15 protein-coding genes and 1 pseudogene are annotated in these 13006 nt (G+C 68.5%); 12 read left to right on the top strand and 4 right to left on the bottom strand.

The window, feature by feature from the left end; translation table 11 throughout:
- Positions 1 to 29: 29 nt before the first annotated feature.
- From EV647_RS21770 to EV647_RS21745, 6 genes are all read left to right on the top strand, one after another.
- The gene (locus EV647_RS21770) at positions 30 to 293 is read left to right on the top strand and encodes a type II toxin-antitoxin system Phd/YefM family antitoxin (protein WP_202876259.1); all 264 of its coding nucleotides are present in this window, start codon (positions 30 to 32) and stop codon (positions 291 to 293) included.
- Positions 290 to 700 (top strand): type II toxin-antitoxin system VapC family toxin, encoded by a 411-nt coding sequence (locus EV647_RS21765; RefSeq protein WP_134005632.1) that lies wholly within the window; start codon positions 290 to 292, stop codon positions 698 to 700. Before EV647_RS21770 ends, EV647_RS21765 begins: the two co-directional genes overlap by 4 nt.
- 43 nt (positions 701 to 743) lie before the next feature.
- Positions 744 to 1943, top strand: a complete 1200-nt coding sequence (gene aroC, locus EV647_RS21760) for a chorismate synthase (RefSeq protein WP_134005630.1) — start codon at positions 744 to 746, stop codon at positions 1941 to 1943.
- The gene (locus tag EV647_RS21755; protein ID WP_134005628.1) at positions 1940 to 2440 is read left to right on the top strand and encodes a shikimate kinase; all 501 of its coding nucleotides are present in this window, start codon (positions 1940 to 1942) and stop codon (positions 2438 to 2440) included. The genes aroC and EV647_RS21755 overlap by 4 nt, the downstream gene beginning before the upstream one ends.
- The gene (gene aroB, locus EV647_RS21750; RefSeq protein ID WP_134005626.1) at positions 2437 to 3528 is read left to right on the top strand and encodes a 3-dehydroquinate synthase; all 1092 of its coding nucleotides are present in this window, start codon (positions 2437 to 2439) and stop codon (positions 3526 to 3528) included. The genes EV647_RS21755 and aroB overlap by 4 nt, the downstream gene beginning before the upstream one ends.
- A 184-nt stretch (positions 3529 to 3712) precedes the next feature.
- Positions 3713 to 4798 (top strand): Gfo/Idh/MocA family protein, encoded by a 1086-nt coding sequence (locus EV647_RS21745; protein ID WP_134005624.1) that lies wholly within the window; start codon positions 3713 to 3715, stop codon positions 4796 to 4798.
- Here EV647_RS21745 and EV647_RS21740 read toward each other — a convergent pair.
- The gene (locus EV647_RS21740; protein ID WP_134005622.1) at positions 4795 to 6786 is read right to left on the bottom strand and encodes an AAA family ATPase; all 1992 of its coding nucleotides are present in this window, start codon (positions 6784 to 6786) and stop codon (positions 4795 to 4797) included. The two genes, EV647_RS21745 and EV647_RS21740, sit on opposite strands and share 4 nt — an antisense overlap.
- 56 nt (positions 6787 to 6842) lie before the next feature.
- On the opposite strand from EV647_RS21740, the gene EV647_RS21735 reads away from it, so the two are divergent.
- Genes EV647_RS21735 through EV647_RS43735 form a run of 3 tightly spaced genes read left to right on the top strand, consistent with a single transcriptional unit; the run spans position 6843 to position 8608 of the window.
- Positions 6843 to 7430, top strand: a complete 588-nt coding sequence (locus tag EV647_RS21735; protein WP_134005620.1) for a TetR family transcriptional regulator — start codon at positions 6843 to 6845, stop codon at positions 7428 to 7430.
- A 14-nt stretch (positions 7431 to 7444) separates the two neighbouring features.
- The gene (gene aroQ / locus EV647_RS21730) at positions 7445 to 7882 is read left to right on the top strand and encodes a type II 3-dehydroquinate dehydratase (RefSeq protein WP_134006038.1); all 438 of its coding nucleotides are present in this window, start codon (positions 7445 to 7447) and stop codon (positions 7880 to 7882) included.
- 24 nt (positions 7883 to 7906) lie between these two features.
- The gene (locus EV647_RS43735; RefSeq protein ID WP_134005618.1) at positions 7907 to 8608 is read left to right on the top strand and encodes a response regulator transcription factor; all 702 of its coding nucleotides are present in this window, start codon (positions 7907 to 7909) and stop codon (positions 8606 to 8608) included.
- 39 nt (positions 8609 to 8647) lie between these two features.
- Here the strand turns inward: EV647_RS43735 and EV647_RS21720 are convergent.
- Positions 8648 to 9469, bottom strand: a pseudogene (locus tag EV647_RS21720) (EamA family transporter); the annotation flags it as partial.
- Between the two features lie 74 nt (positions 9470 to 9543).
- On the opposite strand from EV647_RS21720, the gene EV647_RS21715 reads away from it, so the two are divergent.
- Positions 9544 to 10047 (top strand): MarR family winged helix-turn-helix transcriptional regulator, encoded by a 504-nt coding sequence (locus EV647_RS21715; RefSeq protein ID WP_134005616.1) that lies wholly within the window; start codon positions 9544 to 9546, stop codon positions 10045 to 10047.
- 43 nt (positions 10048 to 10090) lie between these two features.
- On the opposite strand, the gene EV647_RS21710 is transcribed toward EV647_RS21715, so the two are convergent.
- Positions 10091 to 10924 carry a hypothetical protein gene (locus tag EV647_RS21710; protein WP_134005614.1) on the bottom strand — a complete coding sequence of 278 codons (834 nt, stop codon included), beginning with the start codon at positions 10922 to 10924 and terminating at the stop codon, positions 10091 to 10093.
- A gap of 146 nt (positions 10925 to 11070) precedes the next feature.
- Between EV647_RS21710 and efp the strand changes: the two genes are divergently transcribed.
- Positions 11071 to 11634 carry an elongation factor P gene (efp, locus tag EV647_RS21705; protein WP_133790465.1) on the top strand — a complete coding sequence of 188 codons (564 nt, stop codon included), beginning with the start codon at positions 11071 to 11073 and terminating at the stop codon, positions 11632 to 11634.
- A gap of 35 nt (positions 11635 to 11669) precedes the next feature.
- Complete coding sequence (gene nusB, locus EV647_RS21700) at positions 11670 to 12080, top strand: transcription antitermination factor NusB (protein ID WP_134005612.1); 411 nt, start codon at positions 11670 to 11672, stop codon at positions 12078 to 12080.
- Positions 12081 to 12332: 252 nt separating this feature from the next.
- Here nusB and EV647_RS21695 read toward each other — a convergent pair whose 3' ends face one another.
- Positions 12333 to 12848 (bottom strand): transcriptional regulator, encoded by a 516-nt coding sequence (locus EV647_RS21695; RefSeq protein WP_133790468.1) that lies wholly within the window; start codon positions 12846 to 12848, stop codon positions 12333 to 12335.
- Between the last annotated feature and the right edge of the window lie 158 nt (positions 12849 to 13006).

Here is a 13006-nt window from a genome sequence, read left to right as displayed (position 1 = left end):
CTGTCTAGACTGTTCCTGAGGTGATGGTCATGACAGTTACGGCTGGGCAGTGGCAGTTGCAAGAGGCGAAACAGCATTTCAGCGAGCTGATCCGGGCAGTCCTGACCGACGGTCCGCAGATCGTGACAAGGCACGGTGAGCAGGTCGCCGTCGTGCTGGACATCGTGGACTACCGGCGGATGATCGGGGTGGAACTGGTGGATTTCAAAAGCTTCCTGGCCTCGGCGCCGGATCTGAGCGGTCTCGAGATCGAGCGCTCGACCGAGCCGGCGCGGCAGGTCGACTTCGAATGAGCTTTCTGCTCGACACGAACGTGGTGTCGGAGTTCCGAAAGAAGTCCCCGGATGCCGGTGCGGCCGACTGGATCGGCTCGGTCCGGTCGAGTCAGTTGTATCTGAGTGTTCTCGTGGTCGGGGAGATCAAGCAGGGTGTCGAGCGGCTCGCCGCCAGGGACCCGAAGCAGGCCGCCTCGATCGAGGACTGGAGACAACGACTGGTCCGGGGCTACGCAGACCGGATCGTCCCGGTGTCCCTGGAAGTCGCCGAGGCGTGGGGTCGTCTGAATGCGGCCGGTCCGCTCCCTCTGGTCGACGGGCTGATGGCCGCGACCGCACTCGTCCACGACTGGACATTCGTTACCCGCAACGCCGCCGACGTCGAGCGCACCGGCGTACGGCTCCTGAACCCCTTCGACAACTGAGACCGCTGTCCGGAGGGCGAACTCGGCGTGAAAGAATCGGGGCATGCTGCGCTGGCTCACCGCCGGCGAGTCGCACGGACAAGCGCTCGTCGCCGTACTCGAAGGTCTTCCCGCAGGCGTTGAGGTCACCACGGATGACGTGGCCGACGCCCTGGCTCGTCGTCGGCTGGGCTACGGCCGCGGCGCCCGGATGAAGTTCGAGCGGGACGAGGTGACGTTCGTCGGCGGCTTCCGGCACGGACTGACCCTCGGCAGCCCGGTCGCGATCCAGGTCGGCAACACCGAGTGGCCGAAGTGGGAGCAGGTGATGAGCGCGGATCCGGTCGACGCGGAAACGCTGGCCGGCCTCGCGCGGAACGCGCCGCTGACCCGCCCGCGGCCCGGCCACGCCGACCTGGCCGGCATGCAGAAGTACGGGTTCGACGAGGCCCGCCCGGTGCTCGAGCGCGCCAGTGCCAGGGAGACCGCGGCCCGTGTCGCGCTCGGTGAGGTCGCGGCCCGCTTCCTCCGCCAGGCGTACGGCGTGACGATCGTCAGCCATGTCGTCGAGCTCGGCAGCGTCAAGGCGCCGTACGGCGTGATTCCGGCGTACGCGGATGTCGCGGCGCTGGACGCGGACCCGGTCCGCTGCCTCGACCAGGACGCGAGCAAGCAGATGGTCGCCGAGATCGACGCCGCGCAGAAGGCCGGTGACACGCTCGGCGGCGTCGTCGAGGTCGTCGTCGACGGACTCCCGCCGGGCCTCGGCAGCTACGTGCACTGGGACCGCCGCCTCGACTCCAAGCTGGCCGGCGCGCTGATGGGCATCCAGGCGATCAAGGGCGTCGAGCTCGGCGACGGGTTCGAGCTGGCCCGGACGCCGGGCTCCAAGGCGCACGACGAGATCGTCGCCGAGGACGGCTCGGTCCGCCGTACCAGCGGCCGTTCGGGTGGGACCGAGGGCGGGATGAGCACCGGCGAGACGCTCCGGGTCCGCGCCGCGATGAAGCCGATCGCGACCGTCCCGCGCGCCCTCCGCACGATCGACACCGCCACCGGCGAGGCCGCTGCCGCGCATCACCAGCGCTCGGACGTCTGCGCCGTACCGGCGGCCGGCATCGTCGCCGAGGCGATGGTTGCACTCGTGCTGGCCGAGGTCTCGCTGGAGAAGTTCGGCGGCGACTCGGTCGCGGAGACCGCGCGCAACCACCAGTCGTACCTGGCGAACCTGCCGAAGACGATCACCCCGCGGGAGTGGGAGTGAGCCCCGTCGTCGTCCTGGTCGGCCCGCCCGGATCGGGCAAGTCCACGATCGCGGCGCTGCTCGCGAAGCGGCTCGGCGTACCGCACCGCGACACCGACACCGACATCGAGGCCGGCGCGGGCAAGCCGATCTCGGACATCTTCGTCGACGAGGGCGAGCCGCACTTCCGCAAGCTCGAGCGGGAGGCGATCGTGGCCGCGCTGCAGGGCGACGGCCAGGTGCTGTCGCTCGGCGGCGGCGCGATCCTCGACGCCGCCACCCGCGCGGACCTGGCCGGCCACACCGTGGTCTTCCTCGACGTCAGCCTGGGGGAGGCGACCAAGCGCGTCGGCCTCAGCGTCGCGCGTCCGCTGCTGCTCGGCAACGTCCGGACCCAGCTACGCAACCTGATGGAGGCGCGTCGTCCGCTGTACGGCGAGGTCGCCAAGCAGACCGTGCTCACCGACGGCAAGACCCCGGACCAGATCGCCGACGAGATCCTGGAGCAGCTCTCGTGAGTGCAAGGATCCGCGTCGAGGCGGCCGCGCCGTACGACGTTGTCATCGGCAACAACCTGCTCGGGGAACTGCCGGCACTGCTCGGTGACGGCGTGCAGCGGGTCGCCGTCGTCCACCCGCGGGCGCTGCGCTCGACCGGTGACGCGATCCGCGACGACCTGACCGGCTCCGGGTTCACCGCGCACGCGATCGAGATCCCGGACGCCGAGGAGGCCAAGACCGCCGAGGTGCTGGCGTACTGCTGGTCGGTCCTCGGGCAGGCCGGATTCACCCGCTCGGACGCGATCGTCAGCGTCGGCGGCGGTACGACGACCGATCTCGCGGGATTCGTCGCCGCCACCTGGCTGCGCGGTGTGAAGGTCGTCCACATCCCGACCACCCTGCTCGGCATGGTCGACGCGGCCGTCGGCGGCAAGACCGGGATCAACACGGCCGAGGGCAAGAACCTGGTCGGCGCGTTCTGGGAGCCGGCCGGCGTACTGTGCGACCTCGCCGCACTCGAGACGCTGCCCGTCAACGACTACGTCAGCGGCCTCGCCGAGGTCGTGAAATGCGGCTTCATCGCGGACCCGGTGATCCTCGACCTCATCGAGAAGGACCCGGCCGGCGCCAAGAGCCCGTCGTACGGCGCGACCGAGGAGCTGATCGCCCGGTCCATCCAGGTGAAGGCGGACACGGTCGGCGCGGACCTGCGCGAGCGGACGACCACCGCAGGCGGGCCGATCGGGCGCGAGGCGCTCAACTACGGGCACACACTCGGCCATGCCATCGAGCGCGTCGAGCGCTACAAGTGGCGCCACGGTGCCGCGATCAGTATCGGCATGGTCTTCGTCGCCGAACTGTCCCGCGCCGCCGGCCGCCTGGACGACGCCACCGCCGACCGCCACCGCACCGTCCTGGAATCCCTGGGCCTCCCCGTCACCTACCGCCCCGACGCCTGGCCCCACCTCCAAGACGCCATGAAACTCGACAAGAAGACGAGAGCCGACCGCCTCCGCTTCGTCATCCTCGACGCCCTCGCAAAACCCACCATCCTCGAGGCCCCCGACCCCAGCCTCCTCATAGCCGCCTACACCGAAACCACCTAACCCCACCCAGCAGTCCATCCAGGGCCGCTGCACAGGATGCGGTGTCGGGGCACCTGCTATTTCCTGTGCCCCGTCCCCATGCGGGGGTGGGGGTGTCCGAATGTGGTCAGATGGTGGGCGGTGGGTTGTGGGATGGGGGTGGGGCGCGCAGGATGCTGGGGATGCCTCGGAAAGGGCTTTCCATATGAGTGAGCGCAAGTATCGGATCGCGATCGTCGGGACCGGAGGGATTGCCGCCTCGCATGCGCGGGCTGTTGCGGCGTTGCCTGAGCGGGCCGAGTTGGTCGCGGCCGTCGACGTTGATCTGGATCGGGCGAAGGAGTTCGCCGCCCAGTGGAACATCCCGGCGACGTACGCGAGCCTGACCGATCTGCTGGCCGCCGGCCAGGTCGATCTGGTCCATCTGTGTACGCCGCCGAACTCGCACGTCCCGTTGGCCGCCGAGTGCCTGGCCGCGGATGTCGACGTGTACCTGGAGAAGCCGCCGACCCTGTCGCTCGACGAGTTCGACGCACTCGTGGCCGCGGAGGAGAAGTCCGCCGCGCAGGTGGCGTGCGTGTTCCAGCACCGCTTCGGGTCCGGCGCGGTCCGGCTGCGCGAACTGCTCGCCGACGGCCTCCTCGGGCGCCCATTGGTTGCCCTGTGCAACACCGTCTGGTACCGCGACGACGCGTACTTCGCCGTGCCCTGGCGCGGTACGTTCGACGTCGAGGGTGGCGGTCCGACGATGGGCCACGGGATCCACCAGTACGACCTGCTGCTGTCGATCCTCGGCCCGTGGGAGAAGGTGACCGCACTCGCCGCCCGGCAGGCGCGGCCCACGCAGACCGAGGACGTGTCGATGGCGCTCGTGACGTTCGAGAGCGGTGCAGTGGCGTCGATCGTGAACTCCCTGGTGTCGGCGCGCCAGACCTCCCAGCTGCGCTTCGACTGCGAAAACGCGACCGTCGAACTGGAGCACCTGTACGGGTACAAGAACCCCGACTGGACGATCACGCCTGCTCCCGGCCACGAAGAGATCGCCACCGCCTGGTCGACCGATCTGCCGGATGTGGCGAGCGGTCACACCGCACAGCTCGCCGCGATCCTCGACGCCAAGGCCGCGGGTGAACCCACTCCGGTCACGCTGGCCGAGGCGCGCAACACGCTCGAACTCGCCGCGGCCATCTACGCCTCCGCGTTCACCGACAAGCCGATCCGCCGCGGTGAGCTCGGGCACGGTACGCCGTACGCACAACGCATGGGCGGCCCCGGCGCCCCCTGGAGTTAGGTCCTCAGCTCGGGCGGTAGCTCCCGGCTGTGCAGGATGTCCAGCCGGGAGACCGCCCGCGTGAGGACGACGTACAGGCGGTTGAGGCCGCGGGTCTCGGAGGCGACGATCTCGGCCGGCTCGAGTGCGATCACGTGGTCGTACTCGAGCCCCTTCGCCAGACTCGCCGGTACGACGGCCACGCGCCCGTCACCGTCCGCCGCCGAGGTCTCGATCCCGGCCGCCTTCAGCGCATCGCTCACCGCCGGCAACTGGTGATCGGCGGCGATGACACCGATCGAGCCCTCCACAGAGAGCGCTCCGCGGATGTGCTCGACGCATGCGGCCGCGAGGTCGTCGACGCGCGTGATGGTCAGTTCACCGTCCGAGCGGAAGGACGTGGTCGGTGGAACCACGACGGCGAGCGCGTCCAGCAGGCGGTTCGCCAGCTCGACCACGGTCGCCGGGACGCGGTACCCGGTGCTCAAAACAACGATCTCCGCAGCGGGCTTTCCGAGGTGACTGAGCTGCGTCGCCCAGTCGTCGGCCGCCCAAGCCGTCGTACCCTGCGCAAGATCGCCGAGCACCGTGATCGAGGTGTGCTCGCTCCGCCGCGCGATCGCCCGGCACTGCATGGGGGAGAGGTCCTGAGCCTCGTCCACGATCACGTGGCCGTACGTCGGAGAGCGCTCCAGCAACGCGCTCACCTCGTCGAGCAGTACGGCGTCCGCGGCCGTCCAGCGCGCGCTCTTCGCCTTGCGCGGCCGCGACCAGGCGATGGCTCGCTGTTCGTCCGCCGTCAGGAGGCCCACCTGACCGGGATCGCTCAGATACTCGGCCAGCACCTCGTCCGCCTTCAACGCCGGCCATACTTCCTCGACGTACGGCGTCACGGCCCGCTCCATCCGCCGTAGCCAGACGCCGTTGCAGTTCTGCCCGCGCGCCTCGGCCTGACGTTGCACCGCGGCGACGAGCCGTGCGATCACCCGCTCGCGACCGGTCAGGTACGTCGTCGCATCGGCCTCGGCCTCGATCACCATCTCCGCGAACTCGTGCTGATTGACCCGCCACTTGTACGACTCGTCCCGCACCACGACCGCCTGTGCCGGCCGCCCGATCCGCCCGTAGACCGCTCTCCGGAGAATCTCGGCCATCCGTACGTCGTGCTTGATCGCGGCCGCCACCGGGTCGTCGACCGCACGCACCTCGCGATCCAGCAGTTGCTCGATCGTGGTCTGCTCAACGTCCACTTCACCGAGGGTCGGGAGTACGGCGGAGATGTAGTGCAGGAACGCCCGGTTCGGTCCGAGGACGAGGACACCGTTGCGTTCGAGCCGCGACCGGTGCGCATACAGCAGGTAGGCGGCGCGGTGCAGGCCGACCGCGGTCTTGCCGGTCCCCGGTGCGCCCTGGATGCACACCGAGACGTCGAGGCTGGTCCGCACAAGCGTGTCCTGCTCGGGCTGGATCGTGGCGACGATGTCCCGCATCGGACCCACGCGGGCACGCTCGATCTCCCGCCGTACGAGCTCGCTGCCCGAGTCACCAGAACCGTCACCGAGACCCGTCTGGAGATGCTCGTCCTCGAAGCTCGTGAGCCGATTCCCTGACCAGCCGAAGCGGCGGCGGGTGTCGATCCCGCGCGGCTCGACGGCGGATGCCTGGTAGAACGTGGCCGACACCGGCGCGCGCCAGTCGATCACCATCGGCGGGCGGCCGATCGCGTCCGAGATGTGCCGGCGGCCGAGGTAGTACGTCTGGCGGCGGTGCTCGCCGGCCGCCGGGTCCGAGTCGCCGTACGCGATCAGGCCGAAGAACGGCGGGTTGTCGCCCTCCTCACCCATGTCGCGCGCCAGCGTCTTGAGGTAGAAGCCCAGCCGCTCGGCGGTGTACCGGTCGCCCCAGGTGTCCTCGCCGACGACCACGTTCTCCCGCGCGCCCGCGACCATCCGTCGTAGCGCCTCCCGGCAACGATCGGCGTACGCGCGTTCCTCGTCGAGGTCCCTCATCCACCCTCCACAAAAGATTAACTCGGTCAATCTTTTGCCTAGGTTAACATGATCCTGTGACCGGACTCCGCGAACGCAAGAAGCAGCAGACGCACGACGCCCTGTCCGAGGCGGCGATCGCGCTGTTCCTGAAGCGCGGCTTCGACGAGGTGTCGGTGACCGACATCGCCGAGGCGGCGAACGTCTCCAAACCGACGTTGTTCAAGTACTTCCCGACCAAGCAGGACCTCGTCCTGCACCGGATCGCCGACCATCGGCACGAGTCCGCCCGGGTGGTCGCGGCCGCCGGGGTCCCGCCGGTCCAGGCGCTTCGAGAGCACTTCATGGCCGGTCTCACCGCCCGCGACCCGGTGACGGGCCTGAACGACCATCCGCAGGTCCTCGCCTACTACAAGCTCGTCTTCAGTACCCCCGCCCTCACGACCCGGCTGCACCAGTTCATGGACGACGACCAGCACGCCCTCGCGACCGCCCTCGGAGGCGATCTCGCGGGCGAGCTCCTTGCCGCCCAGGCGGTGTCGGTCCAGCGGGTGCTGTCCCGCCGCAACTGGGAAGCCATCGAGGCCGGGCAGCGGGCCGCCGACCGCTACCTGGACGCGGTGACCGAGGCCGAGATCGCCTTCGACGGCCTGCCGCTAGGGTGAAGGCTGTGACGGATGTGAGCAGGCGGGTGCTGGTGCTGAACGGGCCGAACCTCGGGCGGCTGGGGTCGCGGGAGCCGGAGAAGTACGGTACGACGACGTTCGCCGAGCTGGTCGGGGTGTGTGAGAAGACGGGCGCCGAGCTCGGGTTCGAGGTCGACGTACGGCAGACCGACGACGAGGCCGAGTTGGTCGGCTGGCTGCACGAGGCCGCGGACGGCCGGATTCCCGTCGTACTGAACCCGGCCGCGTTCACCCATTACTCGTACGCGTTGCGGGACGCGATCGCGCAGCGGACCGCTCCGCTGATCGAGATCCACCTGACCAATCCGGCCACCCGTGAGGAGTTCCGGCACACCAGTGTGGTCGCCGGGGTGGCGACCGGGACCATCGCCGGCTTCGGACTCGACTCGTACCGGCTCGCGCTCCGCGCGCTCACCACCCTGGATTCATAACCAATCTGCCCTTTCGGGCATCAGATGGTTGTGACGACACAACAAGTGGGGGAACCGCTCGGTGAGCAGCACCGCATTCCGGTCTGGGTCAAGGCACTCGACCCGCTGTCGCAGTTCGGGCTGGTGCACACGCTGCGGCAGTGCCCGGAGATCAGCCTGATCGGTGACGCCGACCTGGCGGCGCAGCGACCCGCGCAGTCGGCCGACCAGCGCATTGCACCGCCAGTGGTCGCGTTGGTCGCCGTCGACTCGCTGGACGCCGGTGCTGTTCAGGTACTGCGCGCCGCGACACAGCGGGGCTGCCGGACCGTGCTGATCGGCAGCGCGATCGACGACGAGGCGCTGATGACAGCGGTCGAGCTGGGGGTCTCCGGTGTACTACGGCGTACCGAAGCGACCGGTGACCGGATTGTGCACCTGGTGCAGGCCGCCGCCGCGGGTGATGGCAGTCTGCCTCCGGACCTGCTGGGGCGGCTGCTCGGTCAAGTGTCGCGGATGCAGCGGCAGGTACTGGCACCGCGAGGACTGTCCCGCCCCGGTCTGTCCGACCGGGAGACCCAGGTACTGCGACTTGTCGCCGACGGCAAGGACACACAGGAGATCGCCCGGGAGCTGTCCTACTCTGAGCGCACGGTCAAGAACGTCCTCCACGACGTCACCAGCCGTCTGCAGCTCAGGAACCGCTCCCACGCCGTCGCGTATGCGCTGCGCGAGGGACTGATCTAGGCGCTGAGCTGCCGGTCGTACCTGTGCAAACGCAAGGGCTGCCAGCACGATGAGACCGCCGACTGCCTGCAGTGCGGTGAGGTGCTGAGCTAGGACCAGCCAGCCCACAGTGGTGGCTACTACGGGGCTCAGCAGTCCTAGGAACGTGACCTCGGTCGGAATGAGTTCCCGGAGTCCGCGGAACCAGAGTGCATAGGCGACTGCCGAGCCGAACAGCGCCAAGTACGCGTAGCCAGCGAGGTTCCGCAGTGTGAAGGCGGGGAAAGCGCCCTCGACCAGGAAGGCCACTGGTAGGAGCACCAGTCCGCCGGCGACGAGCTGCCAACCAGTAGTGGCCAGCAGGGGAGCAGGTGACGTCCAGCGCTTGCTGAGTACGACGCCGAATGCCATGACGACCGCAGCGCCGGCGGCTGCGAGTACGCCCCACATGTCGAGTCGTGCGGTAGCCCGCAGCACGAGCAGACCGACGCCGAGCACGCCGGCCAGCGCAGTGATAACGGTGCGCACTGACAGGCGCTGGCGCAGCAGACCAGCTGATAGCAAAGCGACCAGTAGCGGCTGGATCGCTCCGACGGTCGCGGCCACGCCACCTGGCAGCCGGTACGCACCGACGAACAAGAACGCGTTGAAGGCGCCGATGTTGAGCGTGCCGAGGAGCAGCGAGCGCCACCACCACCTGCCGCGCGGCAGGACACGGGTGACCGCGACGAGCAGGAGGCCGGCCGGCAGCGCACGCAAGAGTGCGGCCAGCAGGGGGCGGTGGGGCGGGAGGAACTCGGTGGTCACCACGTAGGTCGTGCCCCAGAGCATCGGCGCGATGGCCGTGGTCAGGAGGATGGTGGAGCGTCGATTGCTTAGCACTAAGATAAAGTATCTCAGCGCTAAGGAACTTACAAGTCCCTCAGCGCTAAGCGATCTGGCGCTAGGCTGAGTGGATGGCAGATCACGTCGACCTGGTGCTCGAGCAGTGGCGTGTGCGGCGGCCGGACCTGGATCCGTCGCCGATGGGCATCATCGGGCGGATGAGCCGCCTCGGAGCGCTGTTCGACGCCGAGCTGCGGCGGAACTTCAGCAAGCACGACCTGGACCGCGCGTCGTTCGACGTACTGGCGACCCTGCGGCGCAGCAACGCCGAGCACAGTCTGACGCCGGCCGGGTTGATGCACTCGTCGATGGTCACGTCGGGAGCGATCAGTCAGCGGCTGGATCGGCTGGAGGCTCGCGGACTGGTGACGCGTGCGCCGAGTGAGACCGACCGCCGTGGTGTGCTGGTGACCCTGACGCCCGAGGGCCTCGAGCTGATCGACAAGGTGCTGCCGACGCATGTCGACACCGAGTCGCAGCTACTCGCCGGACTGTCGGCGGCTGAACGCGAGCAGCTGGCAGGTCTGCTGCGGACCCTGCTGGAGTCGCTCGGGGACAAGCGGGATCAGTCATGACGGGTGCCAGCAGTGACTCGGCACTGGCGGACGCGCAGCTACATCACTGTGACGTGGGAGGAGTAGCCCGCGGCGGGTTGCTGACGGTCTGCCACAGCTCCTCGATGTCGGAGCGATCCTCCGGCTCAGGTACGTCGACCCAGCCGCTGGCCCACACGTTCTCGTCACGGTCGTTGACGTTGAAGATCGACTCCGCGAACGCCGCCGAACCGACGTACCGCTCCTCATCAGGCTCATCCGGTACGTCGGCACTCTGCTGAGCGGCCGGCGGCGCGACCAAGGTGCGAGCGTACTTCTGCGCCTCGAGGATCCCCATCTCACGCTCGTCACTCAGCAACCGGATCGCGCCGACCTCGTTGCCCGCGTTCATCAGGTCCCGCACCCTGGTGTCCAGGTCCTGCTTCGTCGACGGCAGGTTGTTCTGCTGCGGGCGATGCGCCGGCGGCTGGTACGGCCCCGGGTTGTACTGCACCGGATGCTGCGAGGGCTGGAACTGCGCCGGCGGCTGGTACGGCGTACCGAAGGCGGGCTGCTGTGCCGCCTGGCCGGGGGAGTTCCGCTCGCCCATGTGTCGTGGCTGCCGCCCGTTCTGCAGGAGTTGCTGAAGAACGGCCGCGGCCTGCTGACTGCCCTGCGCGCTCCCGGTCTGCATCTGCCCTGGTATCGGCGCCGGAGGTGGTCCACCCGGCCCGGCGGCCTGAGTGAACTGGCCCTGGAACTGGACCGGCTGGTTGCCGCCCTGCTGGGCCTGGATCCGCTCGATCAGCGCCTGCATCCGGGCGTTCTGCTTGGCGTTGCCGCCGCCGGACTGCTGCTTGGCTTTGTTGATCAGGCCGACCACGATCATCACCACGACGAAGATCACGAACCCCGTCATCAGCCGGCCTCCTGGCACCTCGATGGACGATCCGGAGCTCCAGCGTACGGCCCCCGGGGTCCGGCCGAACGCACGAATCGGAGGAATGCGGTAGTCACCGCTACAATTTGTCGTTACCGCTGATCGATTTCGAAGGGCATACCCGCGTGGCATCGACGAACGACCTCAAGAACGGCATGGTGCTCGACCTGGACGGACAGCTGTGGTCCGTCGTGTGGTTCCAGCATCACAAGCCGGGCAAGGGCGGCGCCATCGTCCGGACCAAGCTGAAGAACGTGCTGTCCGGCAAGGTGGTCGACAAGACGTTCAACGCCGACGTCAAGGTCGACGTGGCCACGGTCGACAAGCGTGACATGACGTACCTGTACAACGACGGCACGTCGTACGTCTTCATGGACAAGAGCACCTACGACCAGCTGCAGCTGACGCCCGAGGTGGTCGGCGACGCGGTGCACTTCCTGCTGGAGAACCAGGACGCCATCGTCGCGGTGCACGACGAGCTTCCGCTGTACGTCGAGCTCCCGGCCTCGGTCGAGCTCACGGTCGAGTACACCGAGCCGGGTCTGCAGGGCGACCGCTCCAGCGGCGGCACCAAGCCGGCCAAGCTGGAGACCGGCTACGACATCCAGGTCCCGCTCTTCCTGACCACCGGCGAGAAGGTCAAGGTCGACACCCGCACCGGGGACTACCTCGGCCGCGTCACCTCCTGAGCAGCGCAACCTCTAGGGAAAGTCGACAACAGAAGATGTCTGCCCGGAGCAAGGCCCGCAAGCGCGCCCTCGACGTGCTGTTCGAGTCGGAGGTCAGGGGGTTGCCGGTCGGCGGCACCCTGGCTGACCGGGTGGCCGACAACGATCCGCCGGTGAACGAGTTCACCGTGGCGCTGGTCGAAGGGGTCGCGAAACACAGCGAGCAGATCGACGACCTGCTCGAGACCCACTCGGTCGGCTGGACGCTGGACCGGATGCCGGCCGTCGACCGGAACATCCTGCGGATCGGCACCTACGAGCTGCTGTTCGACGACCAGGTGCCGGACGTGGTCGCGGTGAGCGAGGCGGTCGCGCTGGCGCGGGACCTGTCGACCGACGAGTCCCCGACGTTCGTCAACGGCCTGCTGGCCAGACTGCTGCAGCTGAAGCCCACGCTGGGCGTCTGAATCGCTGCTGGGAAGTGAGGGGGGCGAGCCCTCTCTCAGGCCCGGTGACCGTCTCGGTACGGTCCCGGGCCGCCGTTGCGTCCCCGTGTGCGGCCGGTGAGGTGGCACCTGCCGCTTGGTGCTGCGTTGTCCTGCGTTGCACTGCGTTGGTAGTGCTCTGTTCCGTCTGCTGAGGAAGGCGGGCGGCCGCGGGCCAGCTGCTACAAGCCCCGACCGTCTGGTGCCTTCGCCAGATTGCTGCCTTCTCAGGCGTCAGGCGCCGGCGGCCTCGGACGTTTCCTCGACGTCACCCTTCGCCTCCGGGTTCAGTACACCCCAGGAGATGAAGCGCTCGGTCAGCGTCGTCGGCGATTCGTCGTAGATCACCGCGAGCGTCCGCATGTCGTCCTGACGGATCGACAGCACCTTTCCGTTGTAGTCCCCACGCTGAGCCTGGATCGTGGCCGCGTACCGCGTCAGCGGACCGGCCTCGCTCGCGTCGAGGTGTTGCAGGGCCTCCAGGTCGAGGATCAACCGGGGAGGAGCGGCAGCCGCGGCAGCCGCGCTGGCGGACCCAGGGAGCAGCTCACGGATCGGCACGCCGTAGAAATCGGCGAGCTCCGCGAGCTTCTGGACCGTGACGGCTCGATCGCCGCGCTCGTACGAGCCGACGACAACCGCCTTCCAGCGACCCTTGGACTTCTCTTCCACGCCATGCAGCGACAAACCTTGCTGCTGGCGGATGGCACGTAGCTTGCCACCCAGTGTCTTCGCGTATTCGCTCGGCACGCTGGTTCTTCCCTCCGACTAGTTTCGTCATGTCCGGCCCCGCAGGGAACGGGCCCGATAGTGAAACCCCCCTCGATTACACAGAGTAACAATATTCTGGGCCGGAGGCCAGCGTCAAGACGGCGTGTCACATCCGATACCATGTCAAGCGGTCCGAA

It is taken from the genome of Kribbella sp. VKM Ac-2566 (assembly GCF_004366005.1).
Taxonomy (GTDB): Bacteria; Actinomycetota; Actinomycetes; order Propionibacteriales; family Kribbellaceae; genus Kribbella; species Kribbella pratensis.
This window is presented reverse-complemented; position numbering and strand designations above follow the sequence as displayed.

Coding starts and splice junctions, on each gene's coding strand:
- EV647_RS21740 (WP_134005622.1), bottom strand. CDS start 6,786: ATGAGGGACCTCGACGAGGAACGCGCGTACGCCGATCGTTGCCGGGAG.
- nusB (WP_134005612.1), top strand. CDS start 11,670: ATGTCTGCCCGGAGCAAGGCCCGCAAGCGCGCCCTCGACGTGCTGTTC.
- EV647_RS21765 (WP_134005632.1), top strand. CDS start 290: ATGAGCTTTCTGCTCGACACGAACGTGGTGTCGGAGTTCCGAAAGAAG.
- EV647_RS21745 (WP_134005624.1), top strand. CDS start 3,713: ATGAGTGAGCGCAAGTATCGGATCGCGATCGTCGGGACCGGAGGGATT.
- EV647_RS43735 (WP_134005618.1), top strand. CDS start 7,907: ATGGTTGTGACGACACAACAAGTGGGGGAACCGCTCGGTGAGCAGCAC.
- EV647_RS21710 (WP_134005614.1), bottom strand. CDS start 10,924: ATGACGGGGTTCGTGATCTTCGTCGTGGTGATGATCGTGGTCGGCCTG.
- EV647_RS21770 (WP_202876259.1), top strand. CDS start 30: ATGACAGTTACGGCTGGGCAGTGGCAGTTGCAAGAGGCGAAACAGCAT.
- EV647_RS21715 (WP_134005616.1), top strand. CDS start 9,544: ATGGCAGATCACGTCGACCTGGTGCTCGAGCAGTGGCGTGTGCGGCGG.
- aroC (WP_134005630.1), top strand. CDS start 744: ATGCTGCGCTGGCTCACCGCCGGCGAGTCGCACGGACAAGCGCTCGTC.